Source organism: Nocardia huaxiensis (assembly GCF_013744875.1).
In the GTDB taxonomy this organism is placed as follows: domain Bacteria; phylum Actinomycetota; class Actinomycetes; order Mycobacteriales; family Mycobacteriaceae; genus Nocardia; species Nocardia huaxiensis.
The window spans coordinates 5,385,597-5,409,414 of record NZ_CP059399.1; the positions used below are offsets into that span (position 1 = coordinate 5,385,597).

The 23,818-nt window shown below is 66.9% G+C and carries 26 protein-coding genes; 13 read left to right on the plus strand and 13 right to left on the minus strand.

Going from position 1 to position 23,818, the window contains the following annotated elements:
- Positions 1-2: 2 nt before the first annotated feature.
- Positions 3-1,382, minus strand: coding sequence for an FAD-binding oxidoreductase (locus tag H0264_RS24240; RefSeq protein WP_181579674.1), 1,380 nt, complete (start codon positions 1,380-1,382; stop codon positions 3-5).
- 87 nt (positions 1,383-1,469) lie between these two features.
- On the opposite strand from H0264_RS24240, the gene H0264_RS24245 reads away from it, so the two are divergent.
- Positions 1,470-2,534, plus strand: a complete 1,065-nt coding sequence (locus H0264_RS24245; protein WP_181579675.1) for a helix-turn-helix transcriptional regulator — start codon at positions 1,470-1,472, stop codon at positions 2,532-2,534.
- Between the two features lie 69 nt (positions 2,535-2,603).
- Here the strand turns inward: H0264_RS24245 and H0264_RS24250 are convergent, their stop codons facing one another.
- From H0264_RS24250 to H0264_RS24270, 5 genes are all read right to left on the minus strand, one after another.
- Entirely contained in the window at positions 2,604-3,407 is an 804-nt protein-coding gene (locus tag H0264_RS24250; protein ID WP_220139831.1) for an SAM-dependent methyltransferase, read from the minus strand.
- Positions 3,408-3,834: 427 nt separating this feature from the next.
- A complete protein-coding gene (locus H0264_RS24255) occupies positions 3,835-4,701 on the minus strand; it encodes a coiled-coil domain-containing protein (RefSeq protein WP_244975929.1) in 867 nt (288 codons plus the stop codon).
- 925 nt (positions 4,702-5,626) lie between these two features.
- Complete coding sequence (locus H0264_RS24260) at positions 5,627-5,953, minus strand: LppU/SCO3897 family protein (protein ID WP_181579677.1); 327 nt, start codon at positions 5,951-5,953, stop codon at positions 5,627-5,629.
- 120 nt (positions 5,954-6,073) lie between these two features.
- The gene (locus tag H0264_RS24265; protein WP_181579678.1) at positions 6,074-6,499 is read right to left on the minus strand and encodes a tautomerase family protein; all 426 of its coding nucleotides are present in this window, start codon (positions 6,497-6,499) and stop codon (positions 6,074-6,076) included.
- Between the two features lie 23 nt (positions 6,500-6,522).
- Complete coding sequence (locus tag H0264_RS24270; protein ID WP_181579679.1) at positions 6,523-7,221, minus strand: SDR family oxidoreductase; 699 nt, start codon at positions 7,219-7,221, stop codon at positions 6,523-6,525.
- 93 nt (positions 7,222-7,314) lie between these two features.
- Here H0264_RS24270 and H0264_RS24275 point away from each other — a divergent pair, with 93 nt between their 5' ends.
- Positions 7,315-7,797 (plus strand): winged helix-turn-helix transcriptional regulator, encoded by a 483-nt coding sequence (locus H0264_RS24275; protein WP_220140079.1) that lies wholly within the window; start codon positions 7,315-7,317, stop codon positions 7,795-7,797.
- Positions 7,798-7,870: 73 nt separating this feature from the next.
- Entirely contained in the window at positions 7,871-8,227 is a 357-nt protein-coding gene (locus tag H0264_RS24280) for a hypothetical protein (RefSeq protein ID WP_181579681.1), read from the plus strand.
- Positions 8,228-8,234: 7 nt separating this feature from the next.
- On the opposite strand, the gene H0264_RS24285 is transcribed toward H0264_RS24280, so the two are convergent.
- The 4 genes from H0264_RS24285 to H0264_RS24300 all read right to left on the minus strand — a co-directional run bounded on the left by H0264_RS24285 (position 8,235) and on the right by H0264_RS24300 (position 12,142).
- The gene (locus H0264_RS24285) at positions 8,235-9,209 is read right to left on the minus strand and encodes an ABC transporter substrate-binding protein (RefSeq protein ID WP_181579682.1); all 975 of its coding nucleotides are present in this window, start codon (positions 9,207-9,209) and stop codon (positions 8,235-8,237) included.
- Between the two features lie 31 nt (positions 9,210-9,240).
- Positions 9,241-10,272, minus strand: coding sequence for an ABC transporter permease (locus H0264_RS24290; RefSeq protein ID WP_244975930.1), 1,032 nt, complete (start codon positions 10,270-10,272; stop codon positions 9,241-9,243).
- Complete coding sequence (locus tag H0264_RS24295; RefSeq protein WP_181579683.1) at positions 10,269-11,033, minus strand: ATP-binding cassette domain-containing protein; 765 nt, start codon at positions 11,031-11,033, stop codon at positions 10,269-10,271. Before H0264_RS24295 ends, H0264_RS24290 begins: the two co-directional genes overlap by 4 nt.
- 137 nt (positions 11,034-11,170) lie before the next feature.
- Positions 11,171-12,142 (minus strand): DUF1353 domain-containing protein, encoded by a 972-nt coding sequence (locus H0264_RS24300; protein ID WP_181579684.1) that lies wholly within the window; start codon positions 12,140-12,142, stop codon positions 11,171-11,173.
- Positions 12,143-12,281: 139 nt separating this feature from the next.
- Between H0264_RS24300 and H0264_RS24305 the strand changes: the two genes are divergently transcribed.
- Positions 12,282-12,980 (plus strand): class I SAM-dependent methyltransferase, encoded by a 699-nt coding sequence (locus H0264_RS24305; RefSeq protein ID WP_244975931.1) that lies wholly within the window; start codon positions 12,282-12,284, stop codon positions 12,978-12,980.
- A 2-nt stretch (positions 12,981-12,982) separates the two neighbouring features.
- On the opposite strand, the gene H0264_RS24310 is transcribed toward H0264_RS24305, so the two are convergent.
- A complete protein-coding gene (locus H0264_RS24310) occupies positions 12,983-13,786 on the minus strand; it encodes a hypothetical protein (protein WP_181579685.1) in 804 nt (267 codons plus the stop codon).
- A 161-nt stretch (positions 13,787-13,947) separates the two neighbouring features.
- On the opposite strand from H0264_RS24310, the gene H0264_RS24315 reads away from it, so the two are divergent.
- The 5 genes from H0264_RS24315 (at position 13,948) to H0264_RS24335 (ending at position 18,656) form a co-directional block, all read left to right on the plus strand.
- On the plus strand, positions 13,948-14,211 hold the full coding sequence (locus H0264_RS24315) for a putative antibiotic biosynthesis monooxygenase (RefSeq protein WP_181579686.1): 264 nt from the start codon (positions 13,948-13,950) through the stop codon (positions 14,209-14,211).
- Between the two features lie 481 nt (positions 14,212-14,692).
- Positions 14,693-15,454, plus strand: coding sequence for a helix-turn-helix domain-containing protein (locus tag H0264_RS24320; RefSeq protein WP_181579687.1), 762 nt, complete (start codon positions 14,693-14,695; stop codon positions 15,452-15,454).
- Complete coding sequence (locus H0264_RS24325) at positions 15,438-15,911, plus strand: NUDIX domain-containing protein (RefSeq protein ID WP_181579688.1); 474 nt, start codon at positions 15,438-15,440, stop codon at positions 15,909-15,911. The genes H0264_RS24320 and H0264_RS24325 overlap by 17 nt, the downstream gene beginning before the upstream one ends.
- 110 nt (positions 15,912-16,021) lie before the next feature.
- Positions 16,022-17,374 carry a HupE/UreJ family protein gene (locus H0264_RS24330; protein WP_181579689.1) on the plus strand — a complete coding sequence of 451 codons (1,353 nt, stop codon included), beginning with the start codon at positions 16,022-16,024 and terminating at the stop codon, positions 17,372-17,374.
- A gap of 58 nt (positions 17,375-17,432) precedes the next feature.
- Positions 17,433-18,656: an MFS transporter gene (locus tag H0264_RS24335; protein WP_181579690.1), complete on the plus strand. Its 1,224-nt coding sequence runs from the start codon at positions 17,433-17,435 to the stop codon at positions 18,654-18,656.
- A 15-nt stretch (positions 18,657-18,671) separates the two neighbouring features.
- Here the strand turns inward: H0264_RS24335 and sigJ are convergent, their stop codons facing one another.
- Entirely contained in the window at positions 18,672-19,553 is an 882-nt protein-coding gene (sigJ, locus tag H0264_RS24340) for an RNA polymerase sigma factor SigJ (RefSeq protein WP_181579691.1), read from the minus strand.
- A 133-nt stretch (positions 19,554-19,686) separates the two neighbouring features.
- Here sigJ and H0264_RS24345 point away from each other — a divergent pair, with 133 nt between their 5' ends.
- The 3 genes from H0264_RS24345 (at position 19,687) to dinB (ending at position 22,013) form a co-directional block, all read left to right on the plus strand.
- Positions 19,687-20,307 carry an NADPH-dependent FMN reductase gene (locus H0264_RS24345; protein ID WP_181579692.1) on the plus strand — a complete coding sequence of 207 codons (621 nt, stop codon included), beginning with the start codon at positions 19,687-19,689 and terminating at the stop codon, positions 20,305-20,307.
- On the plus strand, positions 20,282-20,725 hold the full coding sequence (locus tag H0264_RS24350) for a YybH family protein (protein WP_181579693.1): 444 nt from the start codon (positions 20,282-20,284) through the stop codon (positions 20,723-20,725). The genes H0264_RS24345 and H0264_RS24350 overlap by 26 nt, the downstream gene beginning before the upstream one ends.
- 61 nt (positions 20,726-20,786) lie before the next feature.
- Entirely contained in the window at positions 20,787-22,013 is a 1,227-nt protein-coding gene (dinB, locus tag H0264_RS24355) for a DNA polymerase IV (protein ID WP_181579694.1), read from the plus strand.
- Positions 22,014-22,073: 60 nt separating this feature from the next.
- Here the strand turns inward: dinB and H0264_RS24360 are convergent, their stop codons facing one another.
- Positions 22,074-23,303, minus strand: a complete 1,230-nt coding sequence (locus H0264_RS24360) for a serine hydrolase (RefSeq protein ID WP_181579695.1) — start codon at positions 23,301-23,303, stop codon at positions 22,074-22,076.
- Positions 23,304-23,491: 188 nt separating this feature from the next.
- Here H0264_RS24360 and H0264_RS24365 point away from each other — a divergent pair, with 188 nt between their 5' ends.
- Positions 23,492-23,794: a hypothetical protein gene (locus tag H0264_RS24365; RefSeq protein WP_181579696.1), complete on the plus strand. Its 303-nt coding sequence runs from the start codon at positions 23,492-23,494 to the stop codon at positions 23,792-23,794.
- Positions 23,795-23,818 lie beyond the last annotated feature (24 nt).

Consider the following 23,818-nt stretch of genomic DNA (forward strand, 5'->3'; position numbering starts at 1 on the left):
CCTCACCCCTCCGGCGGGATGTTCTGATTGAGCTGGAACACATTCGCCGGGTCCAGACGGCGTTTGAGCGCGACCAGCCGCAGCCAGGTCGCCGCGCCGTACGCCTCCCGGACCCGGCCGATGCCGTCCTCGGCGCCGAACAGATTCACGTATCCGCCGCCCGCCGACCAGGGCTGGATGCTCTCCCAGGAGCGGCGCGCCCACGCCCCGTGCTGCTCCCCCGGATCGGCCGGATCGGCCCAGGCGCCGACGAAGTTCACCGCCGAATCCACATCGCGGAATCGGAATGCGGTGTCCTGCTCGGGAACTCGCGCCACCGCGCCACCCAGTACGCGCACCAGCACCTGCGACAGCGGCGACGTCATGGCCGAGGCCGCCGCGATGAGCGCGTCGATGCCGGCGTCGTCGAGCGGCCGCAGCCACTCCGCGCGGGCATGGCAGGCCAGCCCGTGCGGCGCGCCCGCATCGACCATCGACTGCAAGGCCGTGTAGGGCATCGGGCCGAACAGGTCGACGCCGTCGGCGGCCACCGTGCGCAAAGGCTTGGTCAAGGCCGCGCCCTCGTCGAGGGCTCCGGTGTAGGCCGCACCCAGGGCGATCACGAGCCGACCCCGCAGCGGCTCGGGAATGAAGGGCGCGGGTGGTGCGGTGATGAAGGCGGCGCTGAGCCCCAGCGCATCCGGAGCCTCGGCGGCCAGCTCGACCAGGGCGCGCAGTCCCGCGCGGGCGTCCTCGATCGGATAGATGGCCATGCCGGCGTACATCGGCACCGGAATCGGATTGAGCCGGAAGGTGAACCGCGTGACCACTCCGAAATTGCCGCCGCCCCCGCGCAATCCCCACAGCAGTTCCGGATCCCGCTCGGCGTCGACCTCGAGCACCGCGCCCTCGGCGGTGACCAGTTCGGCCGCGAGCAGATTGTCGCAGCTGAGCCCGTACTGCCGGGACAGCCAGCCGATTCCCCCGCCCAGCGTGAGCCCGGCGACCCCGGTGTGCGAGATCTCCCCGCCGGGCACCGCGCGCCCGTGTGCCTCGGTGGCCGCGTCCAGTTCGCGCCACAGCACCCCGGGTTCGACGTGCACGACCTCGCCGTCCACTCGGATGGATTTCATCGGCGACAGGTCCACCATCAGCCCGCCCTCGCACACCGAATGCCCCGGAATGCTGTGCCCGCCGCCGCGCACGGCGATGGGCAGCTCGTGCCGCACGCCGAAACGCACCGCGCTCGCCACATCCGCGGCCGTGCGGCAGGCGGCGATGAAGGCGGGTCTGCGGTCGATGGCGCCGTTCCAAATGTGCCGGGCCTGTTCGTATTCCGCGTCGTCCGGGCGCAGCAGGCCGCCCGCGAATCCCTGCAGCGACGCGTCTCCGGTGATCGTCATGGTTCCACGGTGCGCGCGGTCGCCGGTGCGTCACCATCCCCGGAATCGGGGATCGCGGGTGATCGTAGCCGGGGGGATACTGCTTGCATGGCCAAAGCGTCGCTCGCTGCGCTGACCGGCGCGATCGAGGAATTGTGCCGCACGACCTCCGGTGCGATCGCCCTGGAACGCGCGGTCGCCACCCAGCTCGCCGAGGCCGTGCCGTTCGATGCCTGGTGTGCGCTGACCATCGACCCGGCTTCTCTCCTGCCGACCGGCGGGTATCACGAGTCCGGGGTGGCGCTGCATCTGATTCCGCTGCTGCTCGAGATCGAGGCGCGCGGACAGGACGCGCTGACCTGGCCGGCCATGTCGCGGGCCGGGCTGCGGGTGGACACGCTGGATCGGGCCACCGACGGCAAACGGGAACGCAGCCAACGCTTTCGCGAAGTGCTGACACCCGGCGGCATCGGCCACGAGCTGCGCGTCACCTTCACCACGTCCTCAGGGATCTGGGGTGCGCTGGTGTTGCTGCGCGGCACCGATGTCGGCGACTTCACCGCTACCGAGATGCGCATGATCGAGGAGTCCACCGCGGGGGTGGCCGGCGCGCTGCGGCGCGAGATGGTGCTCACCGATATCGCCACCGCCGATCGGCCCGCCGGTCCGGGTCTGGTGCTGCTGGACGAGTCGCTCACCGTGCTCGACGCGACGGCGGGGGCGGCGGCGTGGCTGGCCGAGATAGACGACGGTCTCGATGCCGCACATCGCATTCCGTACGCGGTGACGGCGGTGCGCAGCCGCGTGCGCACCCGTACCGGGCGGTGGCTGACCTTGCACGCCGAGCGGCTGCACGCCGATCCGCGGCGCATCTCGGTGATCGTGGAACCGGCGCGGCCGGTCGAGATCGCCGAACTGGTGGCGGATGCCTACGGGCTCACGGCCCGCGAGCGCGATGTGGTGCGGCTGCTCTCCGGCGGGTACACGCGGCGCGAAATCGCCCGTGCGCTCGCGCTTTCCGCGCATACGGTGGACGATCACATCAAGCGGGTGTTCGCCAAGCTGGAGGTGCGCAGCCGCGCGGAGCTCACCGCGAAGCTGTACTTCGATCAGCATGCGCCCCGCATCGACGCCGACGTTCCCGTGGGCGCGACGGGGTGGTTCGTGCACTGATTCGCTGTGTGGGGGTTACCGTGCTGCCCGCGAGGGTGGCGGGAACCGCCCTCGCGGTGAATCCGGCGTTCAGGCCTTGCGGGCTATCGCGGCGACGATCAGCTCTTCCCAGCTGGTGAGTTCCTTCTCCTCGGTGGTCGGCATACCGGCTTCGGGATGCCACTGCCGGCACGGGAGCAGGCCCTCGTCGAGCAGCTCGAGACCGTCGAAGAACGCGAGGATGTCGGCGCTGGAGCGGAAGCGACCGCCGAAGGCCTCCAAGATCTTTCGTTCGGTGGCGGCGGCCTCGCGGGTCTCGCCGGGACGGAAGTGCGAGATGTAGACGTAGCTGCCGGGCGCGACCCGATCGGTCCAGAAGCGCACCACGCCTGCCGGGTCCTCGTCGTCCTCGACGAAGCTGAGGACCGCGCTGAACAGCAGGGCGACCGGCTGATCGAAGTCGATGAGCCGCTGCACCTCCGGCTCGTCGAAGATCTTCTGCGGTTCGCGGGCGTCGGCCTCGAGCATGGCGATGTTGTTGTCGACTGCGAGCAGCGCGCGGCCGTGCGGTGCGACGAATGGGTCGTTGTCGAGGTAGACGATGGTTGCGTCCGGATGGTATTGGCGCAGTACCTCATGCACATTGGGCTCGGCGGGCAGGCCGCAGCCCATATCGATCACTTGCCGCACGCCTGCCTTCGCTACGGTGCGTACCGCCCGGATGACCGCCGCTCGGTTGGTTATCGCCAGCTGCTCGGAACCGGGCAGGTCTTCCTTGAAGGAATCGCCCAGATCCTTGTCGGCCCCATAGTTGTCCCGGCCGCCCAGTATGTAGCTGTACGTACGAGCGACGCTCGGCCGGGATTGCCGTGCGCGCATGGCGTTGATATTCACCTGTCACCCTTACCTTTCGGTGCACCAGCGGTCGGTGATCGCACGGGCTGTCCGCGGTCCGGCCGAATCACGATCGAAGATCATTCCAGATCGCCCCCGGGCGGTGGAGTGTTTCCACTGACGATACCGGTTTCCGCCCAGCAAGCGGAACGGTCTGGCGCGTTCTTTGCAAATGAAATCGCGCCCTCACCACCGTCGATGCAGCTCGCTACAACTCGCGCTACGACGATCGTCATCACCCCTTCACCGAAATGCCCCTGCGGATTTCGGCCAACCCAGCATCCGGTTGCTTGCGGTCACGAAGGTTTCGTGACCGCTTACAGCCTGCCGTACCAGCGCGCCCCTGGGAATCCCTTCGGCGGCAGCCGTTTTCCGCGCGCGGAACCGCCTGCTCACCCGGCATGCGATTTCCGGCCGCCGAAAAACCTCACGAACCGGACAGCTCGGCCTCCGCTGTACGCGCAGCGAACAGTGCGTCGAGCTGTCGCTCCGCCCGCTCGGCCCGGGTGAGCGTCTGCGCCCGCGCATCGTCGAGCGCGGCGATCCGCTGCTCGGCATCCTTGCGCATCTTCTCCAGCGCGGCAGCCCCTTCCGCCCGAACCGCCGCCACATCCGCGGCCGCCACCCGCCGCACCTCCGACAGTTCGCCGCGCACCGCATCCAGCTCCGCCCGCACCCGCTCCAGCTCGACCCGAGTCTCGGCCACTACCTGATTGCGTTCGGCCACAGCCTGTTCCGCCCGTTCGATGGCACGCTCGGCATCAGCGGCCCGCTGCACCGCCAGATCCCGTTCCGCCCCGGCCGCGGTGATCCGCTGGCCGGCCTCGCGCCGCACCTGCTCGATCTCGGCCGCCGCCTTCGACCGCGCCAGCTCGATCTCCTCCCGCGCCTGCTCCCGGATCCGCTCCACCTCCTCCGCGGTTTCCCTTCGCACCGTACGGATTTCGGCCTCCGCCTCACTGCGCGCCGCGAACACCTCATCGGCCGCCTGCTTGGTCACCCGCTCGAGTTCCCGCAGCGCGTCATCCCGCGCCGCCAGCGCCTCCGCGATCCGCGCATCCGCTCCCTCGGCCACCCCCACCGCATCCTCCGCGGCCTCCTCGGCCGCCGCCCGCGCGTCCTCCGCTTCCCGCCGCCGCTGCTCGGCCGCCACGGTGGCCATCTCTGCCTCGGCAATCCGCCGAGCCGCATCGGCCTGCACCGCCTGCACCTGCGCCTCGGCCACCGCCGGATCCGCCAGCGTCGACAGCTCCGCCACCGCAGCCGTCAACGTCGCCCCCAGCTGATCAGCCACCCCCCGAAACTGCACCAGCAACTCATCGGCCCGCAGCCGAGCCGCAGTAACCGGACCCTGTTGCGTCACAGTGACGTTGGCAACCGTCTCCTCACCCTCACTCTGCAACCGCCGCTGCCGCTCCCGCCACGCCCTCCACCGCGTGTGGTCCGGATGATCGCAGTACTCCGAAGGCCGCCCCGGCCCCCCGCCACGAGTAATCGGTTTCGTACACCCCGGGTAGTTACAAATGCTCGCCACACCGCAAATCGTAGCGTTGGTTCCGTCATTCCCAACGCAACAACACGAAACGAAACCCTTTCCACCCAAATCCCTTTCCTGCCGTCCTAACCTCCGATAAGTGAACCTTATCGGAGGTCAGCCTCTCTCCTTCCCTGATGCGACGCCGCAAACTAATCGTTTACGTTTGGTCGCACTCAACGAAACGAAACCAGAACGAATCTCTCGAAAAACTGGGCTCGCATGTACGCCCGTACCACTCTTGACTGTCAGTGTCAGCTCTCACCCAATCTGGCGAGGATGGGTGCGGGAGGCCGATGTGGGATTGACCAGGATGTCGGTCATGACGTGTGCACGCGCGGCATCGGTGACCGCAATGCCCCGGCGGCTCAGAATCCGCAGAATCGCCTTGGCTTCCCCTGTGGCCTCCCCCTCGGCGCGCCCCTGCGCGAGGAGTTGTTCGGCGGTTGTCAGTTGCGTCGGGTAGCTCCACGAACTGCGGAAGGTTGGCGCGCAACTCTCCCTCGATATCCTCGCGGCGACCCAGGATCTTGCGGAACAACGCGTCGTGCGGAGTCGACGGTCCGTCAGGCACGAGACGTGCGAACTACTCCGAGACCCCGTGTGACACACCGATTTCGACTTCGGCGGGGGTTTCGTGAGAAGCCCATTTGAGATGACCGCGAAATTGGGTCGTTGCTGCGGGCTATTTCTTGCTGAGGCAGAGGGTGTAGCCGCCGCCGCTGCCGCCGGTGTAGTAGGCGGAGTAGAACTTTTCTGTGCTGGGGTAGGCGTCGCAGGCGCCGAGGCCGATGATGGTGGCGTGGTCGAGTTCGCCTACTACTCGGTATTGGGCTTCTGAGGAGGTGCAGTCGACTTTTTTGACCGAGTCTTCGCCTGTTTCCTTGACACAGTCGCCGACTCGGGCGACTCGTGACGGGCCGGATTCGTTGTCGTCGCAGCCCTGCCAGATCAGTACTCCGACAACGGCTATGACCGCCCATGACAGTATGGCCTTCAGTCGTTCAGACATCCCCGCTTGCACCTCCTCGCCCAGGCTAGGCCGCGGACGGGGGTGGGCGATCTCTGTTTCGACCTGCGCCGAATGTGGCGGGTGAACCTTCAGACTCGGCGCACGTGACGAAACGCGGGCCTAGTATTCGGACGTCGAATTCTGTTCCGCCCAGCGCTTTTCGGCGTCGGAGCCACCCGGGGGCGGGGCGAAGCCGTTGATCATCCAGAGGTCTTCGCTGGTTTCGTCGGCGTGGAATTCCCAGTGCAGGTCGGGCAGCTGCTCGAGGTGGGGTTGCAGGATGGATTTGATCCACGCGGCGGTGCGGCGACGACTGGCCTGGTCGGGGTTGCGGCGGGCGATGTGGTCGATGGTGATGCGGACGCCGGCGGAGGTGGGTTCGCCACCGACGTAGAAGTTCTCGGGGTGGGTTTCATGGAAAACGGTTACGACGTAGAAGCGCGGCAGGCCGACGTTTTCGTAGTGGTCGGCGATGCGGGCGGCGAGCTTGTGCTTTTCGTCGGCGGTGAAGGTGCCGGGGGTGTGGTGAATTGTCCAGAGCGGCATGGTGGTTCGGTACTCCTGGTTGGTCAGGCGGCGGAGAAGGTCAGGCGGTCGACGGGGCCGGACAGGGCTGATTTCACTTGGATGCTGATCTCGTCGGCGAGCACTTCGGGCTGGTCGGCTTCGAGGCCGTCGAGGATTTGGGCGGCGATCCGGGCGGGGGTGGCCTTGGGCCGGTCGATGGCGGCGACCATGTCGGTGTCGATGAATCCCGCATGCACGCCGACCACCTGCGTGTTCTGGCGCAGCAGTTCGAGCCGCAGCGAGTTGGTGAGGGACCAGGCCGCCGCCTTGGACGCCCCGTACGCGCCGCTGCCGGCCAGCCACGACAGCACGGAATGCATGTTGACCAGTGCACCGCCGCCGTGCGCGGCCAGGATCGGCGCGAAGGCCCGCGCGACGCGCAGTGGACCGAACACATTGATGTCGAAAGTCGCTGCGATGGAGTCGAATTCACCGGTCAGCAGTGAGGCCGGGTGCAGCACGCCCGCATTGTTGAACACCAGTTCGGCGTCAGCGGCGAGCTCCGCGAAGGCCGCGACCGACTCGTCCGAACCGACCTCGAGCTGGGCGGTGACCACCTCGGGCCGGTCGTCGGTGTAGGCCGTGCGGGCGGTGGCGTACACCTTGCGTGCGCCGCGTGCCAGCAGTTCGTCCACCAGTGCCGCGCCGAGTCCGCGCCGCCCACCGGTCACCACCGCGACCCGGCCCTGTACTGCAACCATCGGAATCCTCCATCTAAGTAACGATAACGTTAGTTAGATGGAAGCACGACCGCGCTGACTAACGCAAGCGTTAGTTACAATGCTGGAGTGGCGATGGAATTCGAGGAGCGACTGCGCGACCGGGACGCCTGGGCGATCGGTGACGGATGCTCGGCCGAACGCGTGCTGGGGTTGCTGAGCACCAAGACGGTATTCCTCGTCGTCCGCGAATGCTTCTACGGCACAACCCGATTCGAAGATTTCGTGACCCGCATCGGGACGTCCGCGCCCGCGGTGTCGCGTGCGCTCAAACAGCTGGAGTCCGCACAGATCATCGCGCGTGTCCCCTATCAAGAACCGGGCAAGCGGGTCCACGACGAGTATCGGCTGGCCGAGGCCGGTGAGGACCTGCTGCCGGTATTCATGTCGCTCATGCAGTGGGGAGACAAGCACTTGCAGGACGGCCGCCCACCGCTGTCGTTCGTGGAGTCCGAAACCGGTCGCGCACTGCGGGTCCGGGTGACAGCCGAACCCGTTCCGGAGACGTCGTCCGAGGACATCGAGATCCGCCTGAACCCCGCTCGTCGGCACGGCTGACGGGCACGCTCCAGCGGTCCACTAGCGTGTCCCGTGGCGCACAGTCCACCCCCGGAAAGGACGGAAACTCGACGTGTCCGATGCAGAACGGGTCAACTGGGACCACCTCAAATCCAGGCAGCCCACCGACACCGACCGTGACGCCCTGCGCACGGAGCTCGTCGATCGCGCCCTGGCGGTGCGGCAGAACGGCTGGGACGCCTACCGGTCCGAGTGGCTCGCCGGTGACCTGGCCGCCGTCGCCTACCTGCTCGATGACGCCGAGATGCTGGCCGAACTCGAGGAACCCGAAGGCTCGGTCCTGACCCGCTACGCGGGAAACCTCTACGGATTCAATGGCGCGCGCAAGGACATCGCAGCCGGATTGGTCGGCACGCAGGACTGGTTCGCCAAGGCCCGGGCCGACCTCGCGAAGCGCACCACATCGTAAGAGGCGCTCAGCATTTCGACTTGTAGAAGTACTGTTCGTTGGTGGCCAGGCTGTCCTGGGTGATGGCGATCATGTCGGTGCGGATCGTGCGGGTCAGCGGTTTGCCCTCGAGCGCCGCCACGGCTTGATCGACGCCCTGTTTGCCGATGTCGCCGGGATTTTGCGCGATGAGCGCCTGAATCGTGCCGTCCTTCAGATCCTGCACCTGCTTCGGGCTGGCATCGAATCCGACCAGCTTCACCTGGCCGAGCTTGCCCGCATTGCGCAGGCCGGTGGCCGCGCCCTCGGCGGAACTGAGATTGGTGGCGAAGATGCCCGCCAGATCCGGGTGCGCGGCCAAGGTCGCGGTCACGATCGAGGCCGCCTGAGCCGCTTCATTGTTGTTGTACTGCACGCCGAGTGACGTCATCCCGGGGTGATTCTTCAGCTCGGCTTCGAAGCCCTGGGCGCGCTGATCGGTCGTGGAGGTGCCGGCCTTGGTATTGATCACCAGCACCGGCCCCCTGTCCCCCACCAGTTTCGCCAGCGTCTGCGCGGCCAGTTCGCCGCCCTTCGTATTGTCGGAGGAGATGGACGACAGTGCGATCGAGGTGTCCTCGAGCGCGGTGTCCACCTCGATCACCTTGATGCCCGCATCCTTGGCCTGCTTGATCGGACTCGCCATCGCCTGCGCGTGCGCGGGCGCGATCAGGATCGCCCCCGGCTTACCCGCGATCACGCCGGTCAGCACCGGAGTTTGCAGGGAGGCATCGAATTGCGTGGGAGCCTGGGTATCGAAGGAGTACCCGAGCTGCTCGGCCTGCGCCTGCGCCCCGCACTGCATCGAAATATAGAACGGCTCGTTGGCCACCCCCGGCACGAGCACCAGCTTCTTGGCGTCGGTGCCGCCCGAATCGCTCACCGACCCGCCGCAGCCGGTCACCGCGGCCGCGGCCGTCACCATCACCGCGGCCCATACGGCCACGCGTCCACCGGTCCTCATCGCACTGCCCTCACCTTCGAAATGCGTTGTCCTATTTGCGGTCTCGGGACCTCCGGCGCAGCTGGTCGAACCACACGGCGGCCACGAGCACGACGCTCACCGCGATGGGCTGCCAGAACACGGGCACGCCCACGATGACGAAACCCTTGCGCAGCACCGACGGAATGAATACGCCGATCACCGTGCCCAGCACCGTCCCGGTGCCGCCGAACAGACTGGTGCCGCCGATCACGACACCGGCGATGGCATCGAGATTGTCGGTGCCGTGCCCGGCGATGGTGGTGGTGCCGAAATACGCCAGGTTCATGAATCCGGCCAGGCCGGACAGGGTTCCGGCCATGAGGTACACGAGGGTCAGGTGCCGCGTCACGCCGATGCCGGCGCGGCGGGAAGCCTCGGCATTGGAGCCGATCGCATAGGTGTAGCGACCGAATCGGGTGGTGTGCAGCAGCCATGCACCCACCACGGTGACGGTCGCCGCCACCAGGACCAGAATGGGAACGCCCCCGAGCAGGGTGCCGAAACCCAATGTGTCACGCAGCTTCCCGGGGACGGTGCGGGTGTCGACGCCGCCGGTGATCAGCTGGGCGGCACCCAGCGCGGCACCGAGTGAGCCGAGGGTGACGATCAGCGGCGGGATCTTGGCCTTGGCCACCAGGAGTCCATTGATCAGACCCCACAGTGCCCCGCCCGCAATCGATGTCAGCAGGCCGAGCGTGATGAGACCCCAGCCCGCCTGGGTGGCGTCCCCGCCGGGGCTCAGCCGTTCCATGGTCTTGGCGGCCAGTACGCCGGAGAAGATCAGCACCATGCCCACCGACAGATCGATGCCGCCGGTGATGATCACGAACGTCATGCCGATCGACAGCACCAGCAGCACCGAGGTTTCGATCAGCAAGGTCTGCAAGGTGAATCGGGTCGGGAAGGCGTGCGGGCGCAGCAGGCTGAACACCGCGTACAGCACCACCAGGACGAGCCCGATCCACAGCGTCCCGCCGCCCGCGATGCGCTGCCAGCGCGTGGGGGCGGGCAGGTTCTCCATGCTCACGGCCGGCCGATTCACGCGGTGTCCTCGGTGGTGAGCGCACCGGTCATGGCTCCGACGAGCTGCTCCAAAGTCACGTCGGCCGCGGTGAATCGGGCTACGCGCTGCCCTAGGCGCAACACTTCGACGCGATCGGCGACGGCCAGTACCTCGGGCATATTGTGGCTGATCAACACCACCGCGATGCCCTGGTCCCGGATGCGGCGCACGACGTCGAGGACGCGTTCGCGCTGCACCACGCCGAGCGCGGCGGTCGGTTCGTCGAGGAAGACGACCCGGCTCGCCCACAGCACCGCCCGCGCCACCGCGACGGTCTGGCGCTGCCCGCCGGACAGGGCTCCGATCGGCACATCCAAGCGCGGCAGGACCACGCCGAGTTTCCGGAAGTGTTCGGCTGCTTGCACTCTCATGCGCTTGCGATCGAGCATGCCGAGTCTGCCGAGCGGTCCGCGCCGGAATACTTCGCGTCCCAGGAACAGGTTGGCGGCCGGGTCCAGATCGGGTGCGACGGCCAGATCCTGATACACCGTCTCGATGCCGCGCCGCCGCGCCGCCGTCGGCGAACCCAGTCGCGTCGCCTTGCCGTCCAGCAGGATCCGGCCGCTGTCGGGCTGTTCAGCGCCCGACAGGCATTTCACCAGGGTGGATTTCCCCGCGCCATTGTCCCCGATGAGTGCGACGACTTCTCCGGCGCTGACCTGAAAGTTGGCTCCCCGCAAGGCTTCCACGCCGCCGTACCGCTTGGTGAGCCCTTCGGCTTCCAACACCACGGCAGGCATGGTCGATCACCCCGGCACTTCGACTCGAGCGGACGTCCGGTCCGCTCACCGAGAGTACGGTCGATCCAGTCGCGAGCGGGCCGGATCCGCCAAACCCTCACTGTCGCAGAGCGATACAAGTGAGGACTCCGAGCCTGTCAGCCCCACGTCCAGGCGGCGAGGAAGATGCCGATCATTGTCGCCACGAAGACGAAGGCCAGCGCCTCGGCCGCCTTCGGTTGCCACTTCTGCAGTTGATCCACCGCCACGAACAGCGCGCCGATGGCCAGAATCGGCAGGATGGCCGGCACGATCAGCGCGCACAGCGGCCCCATGATCCACCCCGCCATACGGAACTTCCCCCACGTGCTGCCCAGCGCCAATGGAATCACCATGGCCCCGGCGAACCCACCCAGCAGTTCCTGCCACGGCCGCTCCCCGATCCACGGCACCCCGGCGATGCCCGGCACATCCAGGATGTCGAGGGTGCACCACAGACCCACCACCACGATCGCGAGCATGGTGCCCCACAGCGCGAATCGATAGTGCCACTTGCGGATCGGACCCCAATCGACCTGGCGACCGTGATGCATGGTGGCCGCGGTGACCGCCGACCAGATCATCCAGCGCCGGATCACGCCGGTGCCGGTCTTGGCCATGGCGTCGCGGAAGATGCGATCGGCGACGTCGCGGTGGATGGTGCAGCGGGCGATATAGCTGGCGTCCTCGCCCTTGTTCAGCACCAGCCCGTCGTGCAGGATCGCAGCGGGCAGATGCGCACCGGTTTTCGGAACCAGCCAGGTGAGAAACGCGGGCACCGAGGTGAGGTCGGTGGTCCACTCCAGGTCGGCGGGGACGCGAATCGGGCCGACCCCGTTCGGGGAGTCGTCGTCGTATCCGATGCGATGCAGGAGCCGGAATTCCTCCCGGCCGGTCTTGGCATTGACGCGGCGATCGAGGGCGATGGTCAGATCGGGCAGGACATCAGGGGCGGGCTGTGCTGGAGGTTCGCCGGGGACCGATTCATTGACGGCCACCGCCTCCGGTCCGACTTCGGCGCGGGCCACTTCCTGCGGCGCTGTGCCCGCGTCGTAGAACGGCGTTCCGCCCTGCTCTACGTTGAGCTTCATAGCCTCAGCCTGGCAGGCCGGGGACCGTGCGCGACCCCGTCGATCGAAACGAAACCGAGGTGAGGCGCGATTGTTCCCTACCTGGTAACCAGCGGCTTTCCCGCCCGTACCGGTCTTTTTCCATGGGTTCGGAGGGATCATGGATGCCATGAAGGTACTGGATATCCCTCGTATCAATCCTTCCTCACTGTGGCGAAATCGGGCGTTCGAGGCGGTGTGGGGCGCGCTCTACAACGCGGGCATCGAGAACCGGCAGCTGGCCCGGCCGATCGGGTGGGCGCTGTTCGGCACCGATTCGCGGCTCGTCTACCGCAATCTCGAAGTGCTGCGGGATCTTCCGGCCGGGACCGAAGTGCTGGACGTGCCCTGCGGGGGCGGTATCGCCCTCGATGCGCTGCCCACCGATCACGGTCTGCACTATGTGGCCGCCGACATCTCTCCCAGCATGCTCGAGCGCGCCGAGGAGAAGGCGGACCGGCTCGGGCTCACCGGCATCGACTTCGTGGAGGCCGACATCCTCCACCTGCCTTTCTCCGACGGTCGCTTCGATATCATCCTGTCGCTCAACGGTTTACATTGCCTGCCCGACCCCGCCGCGGCGGTGCGCGAACTCGCCCGCTGCCTCAAACCCGGCGGCCGGTTGATCGGCGACTGCATCGTGCGCGGCGCACACCCGCGCGGCACCGCGGCCGCCACCGTCATGGGTATGGCCGGCATCTTCGGCCCCGGCGGCACGCCCACCGATCTCGCGCAGTGGATCGCCGACGCCGGGCTCGAACAGCTCCAGCTCGAAACCTCGGGCGCGATAGCGCATTTCGCTGCCCGCCGCCCGATCTGAGCTCACACGAACAGATCGTCGATGGCCTCCGCCGACACCGCCTGCCGCAGCCAGGCGTCGAGCTGACCGAGCTCCCCGCAGCGGAGGATGCGTGCGCGAATATCATCGGGCACCGGTATCCCGCGCGCATCCAGCACGATCAGCACCGACCGCGCCCGCCCCTGAATCTTGCCCTTCTGAATCTCCAGCTCCCGGCGCGCCTCCACCGGTAGCGCCGCGTACACGACGTCATAGAACATCGTCGAGTGCGCCTCCCCCACCCGGCTCATTCCCGCGAACAAGGTCGACAGCACCCGCTCGGCATCCGGCCCTTCGGCGTGCGCGATGGCCGGAAGCACCGCCCGCTCCGGCACTTCCAGCACGGCGTCGGGCTCGACCGTGGGAATGGTTTGCGGGCCGAGAACCAGCGGCCGCAGAATCCAATCCGGATGCCCCATGGTGATCTCGCCCCCACACCACTGGGCCACATCCGGCTTCAACGAAACCACCAGCAGATAGGCCGGGCACTTCAACCGAGACCGCAGCGCCGCCACATACGTAGGCCACGACCACCTGCGGCTTTCATCCCGGTGCAGCTGAACCTCCACCACGATCCCCGCCACCGGCACCCCCGCCTCGTCGATCAACGCGACCGCCGCATCCCCCAAACACTCCTCGGGCTCCGCCCCGGCATCGCCCCCGTCTTCGGTCCGCGCAGAAGCAAAGGGCGGCAAGTCAATTCGAAACACATCGCCGAGGTACCCCGCCGCCAGCTCAGGCCGACTCCGGAATAGCTCGACCAAACCTTCATGCAGGTAGGAGGCCACAACAGTCGAAGATACAGCCCACCGCCCCCGCACGAAGCCCACTCCACACCGATTGGTCTCCGCCCCACCCGGTTTGCGAAGAATTCACCACACCCGCTTTGTCACAGCTCCCCCGCCTATCTCGTCCCCTTCACAACAGACCGACCAGAAAGCAGGCCCCCATGACGCCGTCCCCCCGCACCGAAGCCCCCGGCACCACCCCCGCGAATCCCACTGCCCACCCACCGAAGTGGAAGTTCTACCTCCTCACCCTCCTGGGCCTCTACCCCATGCTGACCGCCCTGGTCATGCTCACAGCCCCACTCCTGAACCCCCTCCCCACCCCACTCCGCCTCGCCTGCATCCTCCCCATCGCCGTAGCGGCAATGGTCTGGCTGATCACCCCCTTCCTCACCCGCCGCTTCGCCGGATGGCTATCACACTGAGCGCATCACCGGTTCCGGACATCGACGAACCCAGTCGACCATCGCGCGTACGTATCCTCCGGAGCAACAGTCACCACGTCCGCCCGCTGCACGAGATCGGCCGGCACCTTCCCGCCTTCGAAATGATCAGTGCACGGCACGACAACCGCCTCAGCGTCCAGGCGCACAATCTGGCGTTTGATTCGATCCATCGGTGGGCGCCCGCTTGCCGGGTCGTAGACGACCGTTCCCGCAAAGTCGTATCCGAGTCTGGTTGCAAGAGTCCGGATCTGGTGCTCATCCCAGAGCTGCCCAATACAGGACACATCGGTCCGGAGGTAGCCGAGCGCAGTGGGCCGCGGCCTCATATCTGCCCCTCTCGTAGCCTGGTGGAGCTACGACGGTACGACGGCGGCGTGGACACTTGAACTGCGCTGGGGACGTTTCTGCGGACACTTGAAATTCCCGCAAACGTCCCGAAACCGTCCGCTACCGTTGGCATATGAGCCAGCGACTGAGGTCGGCAATGTTGCGGGCACAGCTGGATTCGGAGATGCTGGCAGCGGCTGTGGGCGTGGATGTGAAGACGGTCAATCGGTGGCTGGCGGGACGAGTTCCGCATCGACGCACGCGGCTCGCGGTTGCTCAGACACTAGGTGAATCCGAGAACGTGATCTGGCCGCAGGTCCGCCCGGATCTGAGCGCTGGAGCACCTGCCACAGCGGAAGTCCTCGGTGCGTACGGACATCGCGCCGATGTCCCGAGCGAACTATGGATATCGCTGCTGCTGGGGACAACGGAACAGATCGATGTCGTCGGCTACGCCTACCCTTTTGTATTCGAATTGCTGCCGAACACGGCCGCCATCGTCGCCGAGAAATGTCGCAACGGGGCACGAGCACGGCTTGCCTTCGCCGATCCGGACTGCCCACACGTCATCGAGCGAGATGCCTTGGAGCAGATGAATGGAACGCTGCCCGGCCGTATCCGGAATGCGCTGAGCATGATCGGTCCGCTCAGCACTGCACCTGGATGCAGTGCAGGATTGCATACCGTGCACTTGTACAACTCGATATTCCGGTTCGACGATCAGATGATCGTCACCCCGTATCTCGTGCGTGCCCGCGGATATCAGCATCCGACACTGCATTTGAGGCAGCTGTCGCCACATGGCATCTTCGCGTCGTTCGCTGATCAGGTCGAGCAGATCTGGGAAACTGTTACCCCCTACCCGCCAGGAGAGCTTCATGAGCAGAAGGCGTGACTACTATCGAGATCCCCACGCCCCCAAGGCGAACAGCCTGGTGCCTGGTGGGTCCGCGCTGGTCGTCGATGAGCGGGGCGCCGTTCTGATGCAGCGGCGCAGCGATTCGGGGAATTGGTCGCTGCCCGGTGGGGTGATGGAGATCGGCGAGACGCTCGAGCAGTGCGTGGTGCGGGAGACACGCGAAGAAACTGGTCTGGAGATCGAAATCACCGGGCTGCTAGGCATTTACACCGATCCTGATCATGTCATTGCCTATGCGGACGGTGAAGTCAGACAAGAATTCAATGTCACCTTCTACGGGCGCGTGCGCGGTGGGCGCATCACGGTGAGTGATGAATCGACCGCTGTTCGGTTCGTCGGGGTCGACGAACTGACGGACCTGCCTGTGCACGACACCGTCCGGCTGAGGCTGCACCATTATCGCGAGAGGCGAGCTCAGCCGTATCTGGGGTGAGATCGCTTCCCTTCGAATGTAGGGCGACGCAGGCCGCGGGTTGCCGGGTAGTCCCAAGATAGGTTGATCGACCGATTCGGGTGGGTGGGTGGGGTGCGCATGATCGGGTGGTGACGCGAACACTATGGCGAGTACTGGGTGTGGTGGGGTGTGCGGTTGTTGTGTTGCTGCTCAATCCGATTGCTGTGTCGGCGCATCCGGTACCGGGGACCCGGGTGCTGCTCGATGTGCGGGAGACGGCGGTCGAGGCCGAATTGTCCATACCCACTGGGGAGTTGGCGGCGGCGAGCGGTATCGATGTCGACTTGCGGGCCAGTCTGTCGGGAGGGGACGCGGCAGGGTTGGGTAGGTATCTGCGCGAGCATGTGCGGGCGGCCTCGTCGGATGGCCGGGCTTGGGGTGTCGAGATCGGCGATATGCGGGTGGAGTATGCCGAGGGGACGGCGCTGGGGGCGTACAAGCAGCTTGTCGTTCGTGCGGTGCTGACTCCGCCGGCCGAGGTCGATATGCGGCGGTTCGTGCTGGGGTACGACGCTGTTATTCACAAGGTCGGCACTCATATCGCCATTGTTTCGGTCCGGCAGGACTGGCAGGGCGGACGCGTCGATGCCGGCAATGACGCCAGGCAGGTGGGTGTGGTGCGGATGGACGCGGAAACCGGGACGGTGCCGCCGCTTTCGGTGGATCTGACCGACGGCGGGGCGTGGCGGGGATTCGTCGGGATGGTGGTGCTCGGTGGCCATCACATTCTCGAAGGGACCGACCATCTGCTGTTCCTGTTCACGCTCCTGCTGCCGGCGGTGCTGATCGCCAGGGCCGGACGCTGGCAGCCGGACAATCGGGCGGGGCGCGCCATGCGGCATATCGTGGCCGTCACTGTCGCGTTCACGGTGGGGCACTCGGCGGCACTGGTGGTCAGTGCCCTGGGGCGGCTCGAGATTCCGGTGCAGCCGGTCGAAACGCTCATAGCCGCAACGATTCTCGTGGGTGGTGTGCACGCCGTCCGGCCGCTGTTCCCGGGCCGGGAGGCCGGCGTGGCGGGCGTGTTCGGGCTGGTGCACGGTATGGCGTTCTCGTTCACCCTGGCGGAGTTGAAGCTGTCCTCGAGCCAATTGGCGCTCAGTGTGCTCGGGTTCAATCTCGGCATCGAGGCTGTTCAGTTGTTTCTGGTGGCGCTCACCCTGCCGTCGCTGCTGGTTCTGGCCGCCACGCGAGCTCAGCCGTTCCTCCGTGTCGGTGGCGCGGTGCTGGCTGTCGTCGCCGCGCTCGGCTGGGTCTTCGATCGACTCGGTGTCGCCAATCCGGTCGCGCGTGCCGCGGATCAGGGTGGCGCGCTGATCCTTCCGATCGTCACGACCGCGGCTGCCGTGGCGGTTCTGGTGCTGACCGTACAGACATTCAGACGACGTATCGATCGCGGCAATCCTGCGTCGAAGCCCTTGTGGGAGAAGGTGATCCCATGATTGCCTCGAACGGCGCGGTGTCCGATCCGGGCGTGCGCGGCCGTCGAGAGGAGCCTTCGTGTCGATCCACAACGGTGCGGCTCCAACTGTAGGTTATCGCCAGGCGCTGACCTCGGTTCGGGTGATCTTCCTTCTTTCCGGTTTGCTCTTCGCGACCTGGGCAGCGCGGATACCGACGGTCAAGGACAGCATCGGACTCGACGAGGCCGGGCTGGCCATCGTCTTCGCCGGGTTGAACATCGGCGCGATCGTCGGCTTGCAGCTGGGCAAGTTCCTCACGCTGCGTTTCGGGAGCAGATCGACGCTTCGCGTGACGGTACCGGTGTTCGCGGTCTGTCTTCCCGGTCTGCTGCTGGTACCCGATCGAGCCGGATTGACCGTTGCCGCTGTCGTTTTCGCGATGTCGAACAGCGTCGTGGATGTCGCGATGAACGCGCACGGGGTCGCGGTCGAGAAGTCGAGTGGGCGTTCACTGCTCTCCGGTATCCACGCCTATTTCAGTATGGGCATGATCGGCGGTTCCCTGATCGGCGTGGCAGCCGAGCGAGCGGAGATCTCGCTGACGGCACATTTCTGGGCGGTCGCGCTGCTCACCATGGCAGCGGCGCTGATGCGCTCGAACCGCCTGCTGCCTTCGGTTGTCGATCGCGTCGGCAGCGCCGTCGGCGGGGCCGGGCGGGTCCGCCAGTGGCCCACTCGATTGATCGTTCTCGGTCTGCTCGCCTTCGCGGTCGCACTGGTCGAAGGGGCCGCGAACGACTGGTCGGCGGTCTACCTGCGCGACGAAACGCATGCCAGCGGTGCCGCCGCCGCAGTCGGATTCGCGATCTTCGCCGCCGGAATGACTCTCGGTAGATTCGCGGGTGATCACCTCGTGGCCCGCTTCGGCCCCGTCCGCCCATTTCTCGCCGGAACCCTCACCGCCGGAATCGGATTCGGTGCCGCGCTGCTCATCGGCGGCACCATCCCCGGCTTCATCGGACTGGCCCTCCTGGGGTTCGGCATCTCCTACACCCTGCCCCTGACTTTCGCCGCCGGTGGCGATGTCCCCGGCATCCCCGTCGCTCGCGCCATAGCCAATATCTCCATCCTCGGCTATTGCGGCTTCTTCACCGGCCCGGTGCTGATCGGTTTCCTGGCCCACCGCTGGGGGCTCACTCTCGGCCTGGCGGTCCCCGTCGCGATAGTGCTGGTCGCCGCACTCGGTTCCCGCGCACTCCGCCCGCCGGCACGATCTCATGCGCACTCGGAATCCGCATGCCCAGAGAACAACTCGCATTGACTGTGCCGAACCCACTCAGCCGGCGGTCCAGGGGCGCAGCTTCTCCGGGTTTCGGATCACCCAGATTCGGGTGATGCGATTGTCGGCTATGTCGAAGGCGTAGACGGAGATGACGACGCCGTCTTGTTCGGCTACCAGGCCGGGCTGGCCGTTTACTGTGCGTTCGAGGAGGGTGAATCGCGTGCCGCGGGAGGCGATTTCGATCCAGGCGCGGGCGATCTGGGTGCCGCCGGTGATGGGGTGGAGGAAGGCGGGGGCCAGGCCGCCGCTGTCGGCGGTGGCGGTGGCGGTGGGGTCCAGTAGCGCGATGAGGGCGTCGATATCGCTTGTCTCCCAAGCGTGTTTGAAGTTTCTGATCACCTCGGAGCGTTCGGTGGTGGACGGAGGTTCGGCGGTGGTGATGCGGCGGCGGGCCGACGACGCCAGTTGACGGCAGGCGGCGGGGGTGCGGCCCACTATGTCGGCTACTTCGGCGAAGGAGTAGCGGAAGACATCGTGCAGGACGAAGGAGACTCGTTCGGCGGGGGTCATGGAGTCGAGGACCACCAGGAAGGCCATGGAGATGGATTCGTCGAGGGTGATGCGGTCGGCGGGGTCGGGGGCGCCGGGGCGGTCGGTGTGGGCGGGGATGGGTTCGGGGATCCATTCGCCGACATAGTGTTCGCGGCGGGCGCGGGCGGAGCCGAGGAGGTCGAGGCAGATGCGGCCGGCGACGGTGGTGAGCCAGGCGCCGGGGACGACGATGGCGTCCCGGTCGCTGTCGGTGAGGGCGTACCAGCGGGCGTAGGTTTCCTGGACCACGTCCTCGGCTTCGGCGAGGGAGCCGAGCAGGCGGTAGGCGAGGTTGATCAGCTGGCGGCGTTCGCTGATCACCGCGGGTAGGTGCGGGTCGGTCATGATCGGCTCCTTCGGATGTGCGTCCTCACCGAATTCGACGAGACAGCGGCCCGATTTGTATGGCGGCCTGACATTTCGCACGCCTGCTTCGTCGGATGGTCGTGACACTGTCAGCAGAGCAGGAGTGGTGGACATGATCAAAATCGGGATCATTCTGGGCAGCACACGGCCCAATCGCAATGCGCCGCAGGTGGCGCGGTGGGTGCTCGAACATGCCTCGCGGCGCGGCGATGCCGAGTTCGAGATCATCGATCTGAAAGACCATCCGCTGCCGCACTTCGAGGAGGAAGTGCCGCCGATGTTCGGGCCGTCGGTGCATGCGCACACTCGCGCGTGGGCCGAGCGGCTGGCCGGCTTCGACGGTTTCATCATCGTCACACCGGAGTACAACCACGGCGCTCCCGGAGTGCTGAAGAACGCCATCGACCATGCGTTCGCGGAATGGGCCAACAAGGCGATCGGATTCGTCTCCTATGGCGTGGACGGCGGCGTGCGCGCGGTAGAGCAGCTGCGCTCGGTCTGCGGTGTGCTCGGCTTGGCCGATGTCGGTTACCAGGTGACCCTGTCGGTCAAGACCGATTTCGAGAACCACACCGTGTTCCGGCCGGCCGACCGCCACGATGTCACGCTGAACGGCCTGCTGGATCAGCTGGTCGCCTGGAGCACTGCGCTCGCGCCACTGCGGTACTCGGTCACCGACACCCCGGATTTCACCGAAGGAGCAACTCATGACGAGCAACTTTCCGTCCGATGAGGCCGCGATCCGCGCGCGGATCGACACCGTGATCGATGCGCTGCACGCGAAGGATCTCGATGCGCTGAAACAGGTGTACGCCGCCGATGTGGTGTCCTTCGACATCGATCCGCCGCTCCAGCATGTCGGCATCGCGGCGAAGCTGGAGAACTGGGTGCGGGTGTTCGAGTTCTTCGACACCGTGCGCTACGAGTTGCGCGACCTGACTTTCACGGTGGGCGGCGACGTGGCGTTCGGGCACGGATTCGGCCGTCTCAGTGGCACTTTGAGCAATGGGACGGCGACCAGCGGCATGTGGGTGCGGGTCAGCTACGGCCTGCGCAAGATCGAGGGCACCTGGATGATCGCGCATGATCAGGTCTCGGTGCCGCTGGATATCGCCAGCGGGAAAGGTGTGGTCGACCTCGAACCACACTGAAGACCAATCGGTATGTAAATCCCGACCGGCCCGCCCGCCGCGACCCCGGGTATGCGAACATATGTTCGTGTCCGGAGGTGAGGTGCTCGGTCGGGACCGCCCGCAGCGGGCGGCCATTCTGCATGCCGACCTGGACTCCTTCTACGCCTCGGTGGAACAGCGCGACAATCCGCGACTGCGCGGGCGACCGGTCATCGTCGGCGGCGGCGTGGTGCTGGCGGCCTCCTACGAGGCGAAAGCCTTCGGGGTGCGCACGCCGATGAACGCCGGCCAAGCCCTACGTCTGTGCCCGCAGGCGATCGTGGTGCCACCCCGCATGAGCGCCTATTCCGAAGCCAGCAAGGCGGTGTTCGAGATCTTCCGCGACACCACACCCGAGGTCGAGGGCATCTCGATCGACGAGGCTTTCCTCGACGTCGGCGGACTGTGGCGGATCGCCGGGGCGCCCGTGGACATCGCCCACCGCCTGCGTGAACGGGTGCGCGCGGAGGTCGGACTGCCCATCTCGGTCGGCGTCGCACGCACCAAGTTCCTCGCGAAGGTGGCCAGCGCGGTGTCCAAACCCGATGGGCTGCTGGAGGTTCCGCCCGACGGCGAACTGGCCTTCCTGCATCCGCTGCCCGTCGAGCGGCTGTGGGGCGTGGGCGCGGTGACCGCACGGGAATTGCGCGAACGCGGCATCACCACGGTCGGACAATTGGCCGAGATGGGTGAGGGCCCGCTGCGCGCCGCGCTCGGGCCCGCGGCGGGGCGGCACCTGTACGCCCTGTCCTGGGCGCGCGACCCACGGCGCGTGGACACCGGGGTGCGGCGGCGGTCCATCGGTGCGCAACGGGCGCTGGGGCGGCGCACCCGCACCGATGCGGAAATCGAGGCGTACCTGCACGGGCTCGCGGATCGACTCGGCCACCGCCTGCGCCGAGCGCGGCGCGTGTGCCGAACCGTGGTGCTGCGCATGCGATTCGATGATTTCGGGCGGGCGACACGATCACACACCCTGCCCGAGGCCACCAATAGCGGCGAGACCCTCCTGCGGGCCGCGCGCACGCTGCTGGCCGAGGCGCTGCCCATGATCCACGAGCGCGGGCTGACCTTGATCGGGCTCGCCCTGACCAATCTCGATGACGCCGACACCATGCAGCTCACCCTGCCGTTGCAGCCGCGCGCCGAATCCACGCTCGACTCGACGCTGGACGCCCTGCGTGATCGATTCGGCGCGGGAACCGTCACGCGCGCAGCACTTCTCGGCCGAGGCGAAGGGATTTCGGTGCCGATCCTGCCGGACTGAGGAGGCAGTGCGCCACGATGCGGACAGCAACCCACCTCCTTGCCGAATACCGTGAATTCGTCAGGCTTTCCGGTCGATCGAGTTCGATATCTGCGCGACCAGCTTCCACGGCCGATCCAGATCGGCCTGCGCCTTACCGCTGGTGAGCACCGCACCGGACACGCCGCGCGCCGGATCCGCCCACCCGTACTGCGTGGTCAATCCGCTACGGCCGAAATGGGTTTCGGTATGCCGCCCGAATTTCGAACGGCGGCCACCCAATTCGAAGCCCGCCACCGACACGCGACCGGCCGCACCGGGAATCCACGGCGCCGGACGCACCGCCGTCTGCAAGGTATCCGGCCGGATGATGCGCACACCGTCCAATTCGCCACCGCGCGCGAGAATCGCGTAGAAACGTGACAGTTCCGCCGCGGTCGTCACCAGATTGCCGGAGGGCAGTTCCGCGGTGAGGAACGCTCGCGTGTCCTCGGCGGACGTCGGCCCGGACAACCCGCCGCCGAGCGCCCGGCCGGCCAGATGCCGCCACACCCGGGACGGGCCGGGGCCCACCTTCACGCTGGGCACGACCTCGTCGACGTCCTCGGGCCGCACCCCGAAATTGGTCCAGCGGAAACCCAATGGGTCCAGCACCTGCTCACGCAGATGATCCCGCATCCGCTTCCCGGTGGCCCGCTGCACCAGCAGCCGCTGAATCAACCCGCTGGTCAAGGCGTGATAGACCCGGAACCGCCCGGGTTTCCAACTCGGCTTCAGCGCGGCCAGCCCCTGCACCGCCAGTTCCTCGTTCAGGACCAGCTCGGTCCCCCGGTAGGGCGGGGTGATGAACGGCACGCCGGCCGAATGCGACAGCACATCCCCGATGGTGATGCGTTCCTTGCCGTTCGCCGCGAACTCCGGAATGTATTCGCACACCGGATCTTTCAGCGCGAACGCGCCCTGCTCGATGAGCATGGCCAGCACGGTCGCGGACACGCCCTTGGCGGTGGAGAAGCCACAGAACGGCATGTCCGGTGTCACGAGCCGCTTGTCCGCGTCGGGCCCGTCCTTGGGACCGTTGCCCCACCCGTGGCCGATGGCCCGATTGAGCAGGATGCGCCCGTCGCGCCGCAGGCAGATCTGGATAGCGGGTGTGGTCCCCAGGCGATACCAGTCCTGTACAGCACCCCAGATCGCGTCCACCGCGCGCGGGTCCACGCCTGCCGCATCCGGACCGTCTTCGTGACCGATCGTGGTCACGGCGTCCAGGTCCGCGCCGATCCGCACCAGTGACATCGCATCAGCGTTCATCCGACCAGCATAGAGAAAACCGATCGGTAGGCTTCCCGCGTGCCGAGCCCCGACACGAGCCGATTCCCGGCGTGTGGCGCGTGTCCGGGTTTATCCCGCGCGGGAGTGGATATCGCATCCGATGCCCGTAGCGCCTCCCCCGGGACGCGCTCGCGGTTGCACGGCACACTGCGGAAGGAGTCGGCGCGATGGCGATTGCGATTGCGGTCGGTCTCGGTGTGAGCACGCTCGCATCGGTTCCGGTCATGGTTTTCGGTGGGCTTCCGAACCCGAACTACCCGCAGCCGGGGATCGGGATACCCAGCTATCCGCAACCGGGCGTGCCCAGCGGCTGCCTCATGTTCTGCGACCCGCTGCAGTCCCTGCCGAACCCGGGTTATGTTCCGCCGCTGCCGGATTGCGCGACACCGCCCTACGACGGCGGCACCGGGTGGATCATGCCGCTGGATCACGCCTCGGCCGATTCGCCCTTCGGTGTGATGGGCGACTGAGCCGCCCGCGTGGTCGGGCCGGGA

Bases quoted from the DNA above. Each gene is read 5' to 3' on its own strand.
- H0264_RS24240 (WP_181579674.1), bottom strand. From the start codon at position 1,382: ATGACGATCACCGGAGACGCGTCGCTGCAGGGATTCGCGGGCGGCCTG.
- H0264_RS24245 (WP_181579675.1), top strand. From the start codon at position 1,470: ATGGCCAAAGCGTCGCTCGCTGCGCTGACCGGCGCGATCGAGGAATTG.
- H0264_RS24260 (WP_181579677.1), bottom strand. From the start codon at position 5,953: ATGTCTGAACGACTGAAGGCCATACTGTCATGGGCGGTCATAGCCGTT.
- H0264_RS24265 (WP_181579678.1), bottom strand. From the start codon at position 6,499: ATGCCGCTCTGGACAATTCACCACACCCCCGGCACCTTCACCGCCGAC.
- H0264_RS24270 (WP_181579679.1), bottom strand. From the start codon at position 7,221: ATGGTTGCAGTACAGGGCCGGGTCGCGGTGGTGACCGGTGGGCGGCGC.
- H0264_RS24275 (WP_220140079.1), top strand. From the start codon at position 7,315: ATGGAATTCGAGGAGCGACTGCGCGACCGGGACGCCTGGGCGATCGGT.
- H0264_RS24285 (WP_181579682.1), bottom strand. From the start codon at position 9,209: ATGAGGACCGGTGGACGCGTGGCCGTATGGGCCGCGGTGATGGTGACG.
- H0264_RS24295 (WP_181579683.1), bottom strand. From the start codon at position 11,033: ATGCCTGCCGTGGTGTTGGAAGCCGAAGGGCTCACCAAGCGGTACGGC.
- H0264_RS24300 (WP_181579684.1), bottom strand. From the start codon at position 12,142: ATGAAGCTCAACGTAGAGCAGGGCGGAACGCCGTTCTACGACGCGGGC.
- H0264_RS24305 (WP_244975931.1), top strand. From the start codon at position 12,282: ATGGATGCCATGAAGGTACTGGATATCCCTCGTATCAATCCTTCCTCA.
- H0264_RS24315 (WP_181579686.1), top strand. From the start codon at position 13,948: ATGACGCCGTCCCCCCGCACCGAAGCCCCCGGCACCACCCCCGCGAAT.
- H0264_RS24320 (WP_181579687.1), top strand. From the start codon at position 14,693: ATGAGCCAGCGACTGAGGTCGGCAATGTTGCGGGCACAGCTGGATTCG.
- H0264_RS24325 (WP_181579688.1), top strand. From the start codon at position 15,438: ATGAGCAGAAGGCGTGACTACTATCGAGATCCCCACGCCCCCAAGGCG.
- sigJ (WP_181579691.1), bottom strand. From the start codon at position 19,553: ATGACCGACCCGCACCTACCCGCGGTGATCAGCGAACGCCGCCAGCTG.
- H0264_RS24345 (WP_181579692.1), top strand. From the start codon at position 19,687: ATGATCAAAATCGGGATCATTCTGGGCAGCACACGGCCCAATCGCAAT.
- H0264_RS24350 (WP_181579693.1), top strand. From the start codon at position 20,282: ATGACGAGCAACTTTCCGTCCGATGAGGCCGCGATCCGCGCGCGGATC.
- dinB (WP_181579694.1), top strand. From the start codon at position 20,787: ATGTTCGTGTCCGGAGGTGAGGTGCTCGGTCGGGACCGCCCGCAGCGG.
- H0264_RS24360 (WP_181579695.1), bottom strand. From the start codon at position 23,303: ATGAACGCTGATGCGATGTCACTGGTGCGGATCGGCGCGGACCTGGAC.
- H0264_RS24365 (WP_181579696.1), top strand. From the start codon at position 23,492: ATGGCGATTGCGATTGCGGTCGGTCTCGGTGTGAGCACGCTCGCATCG.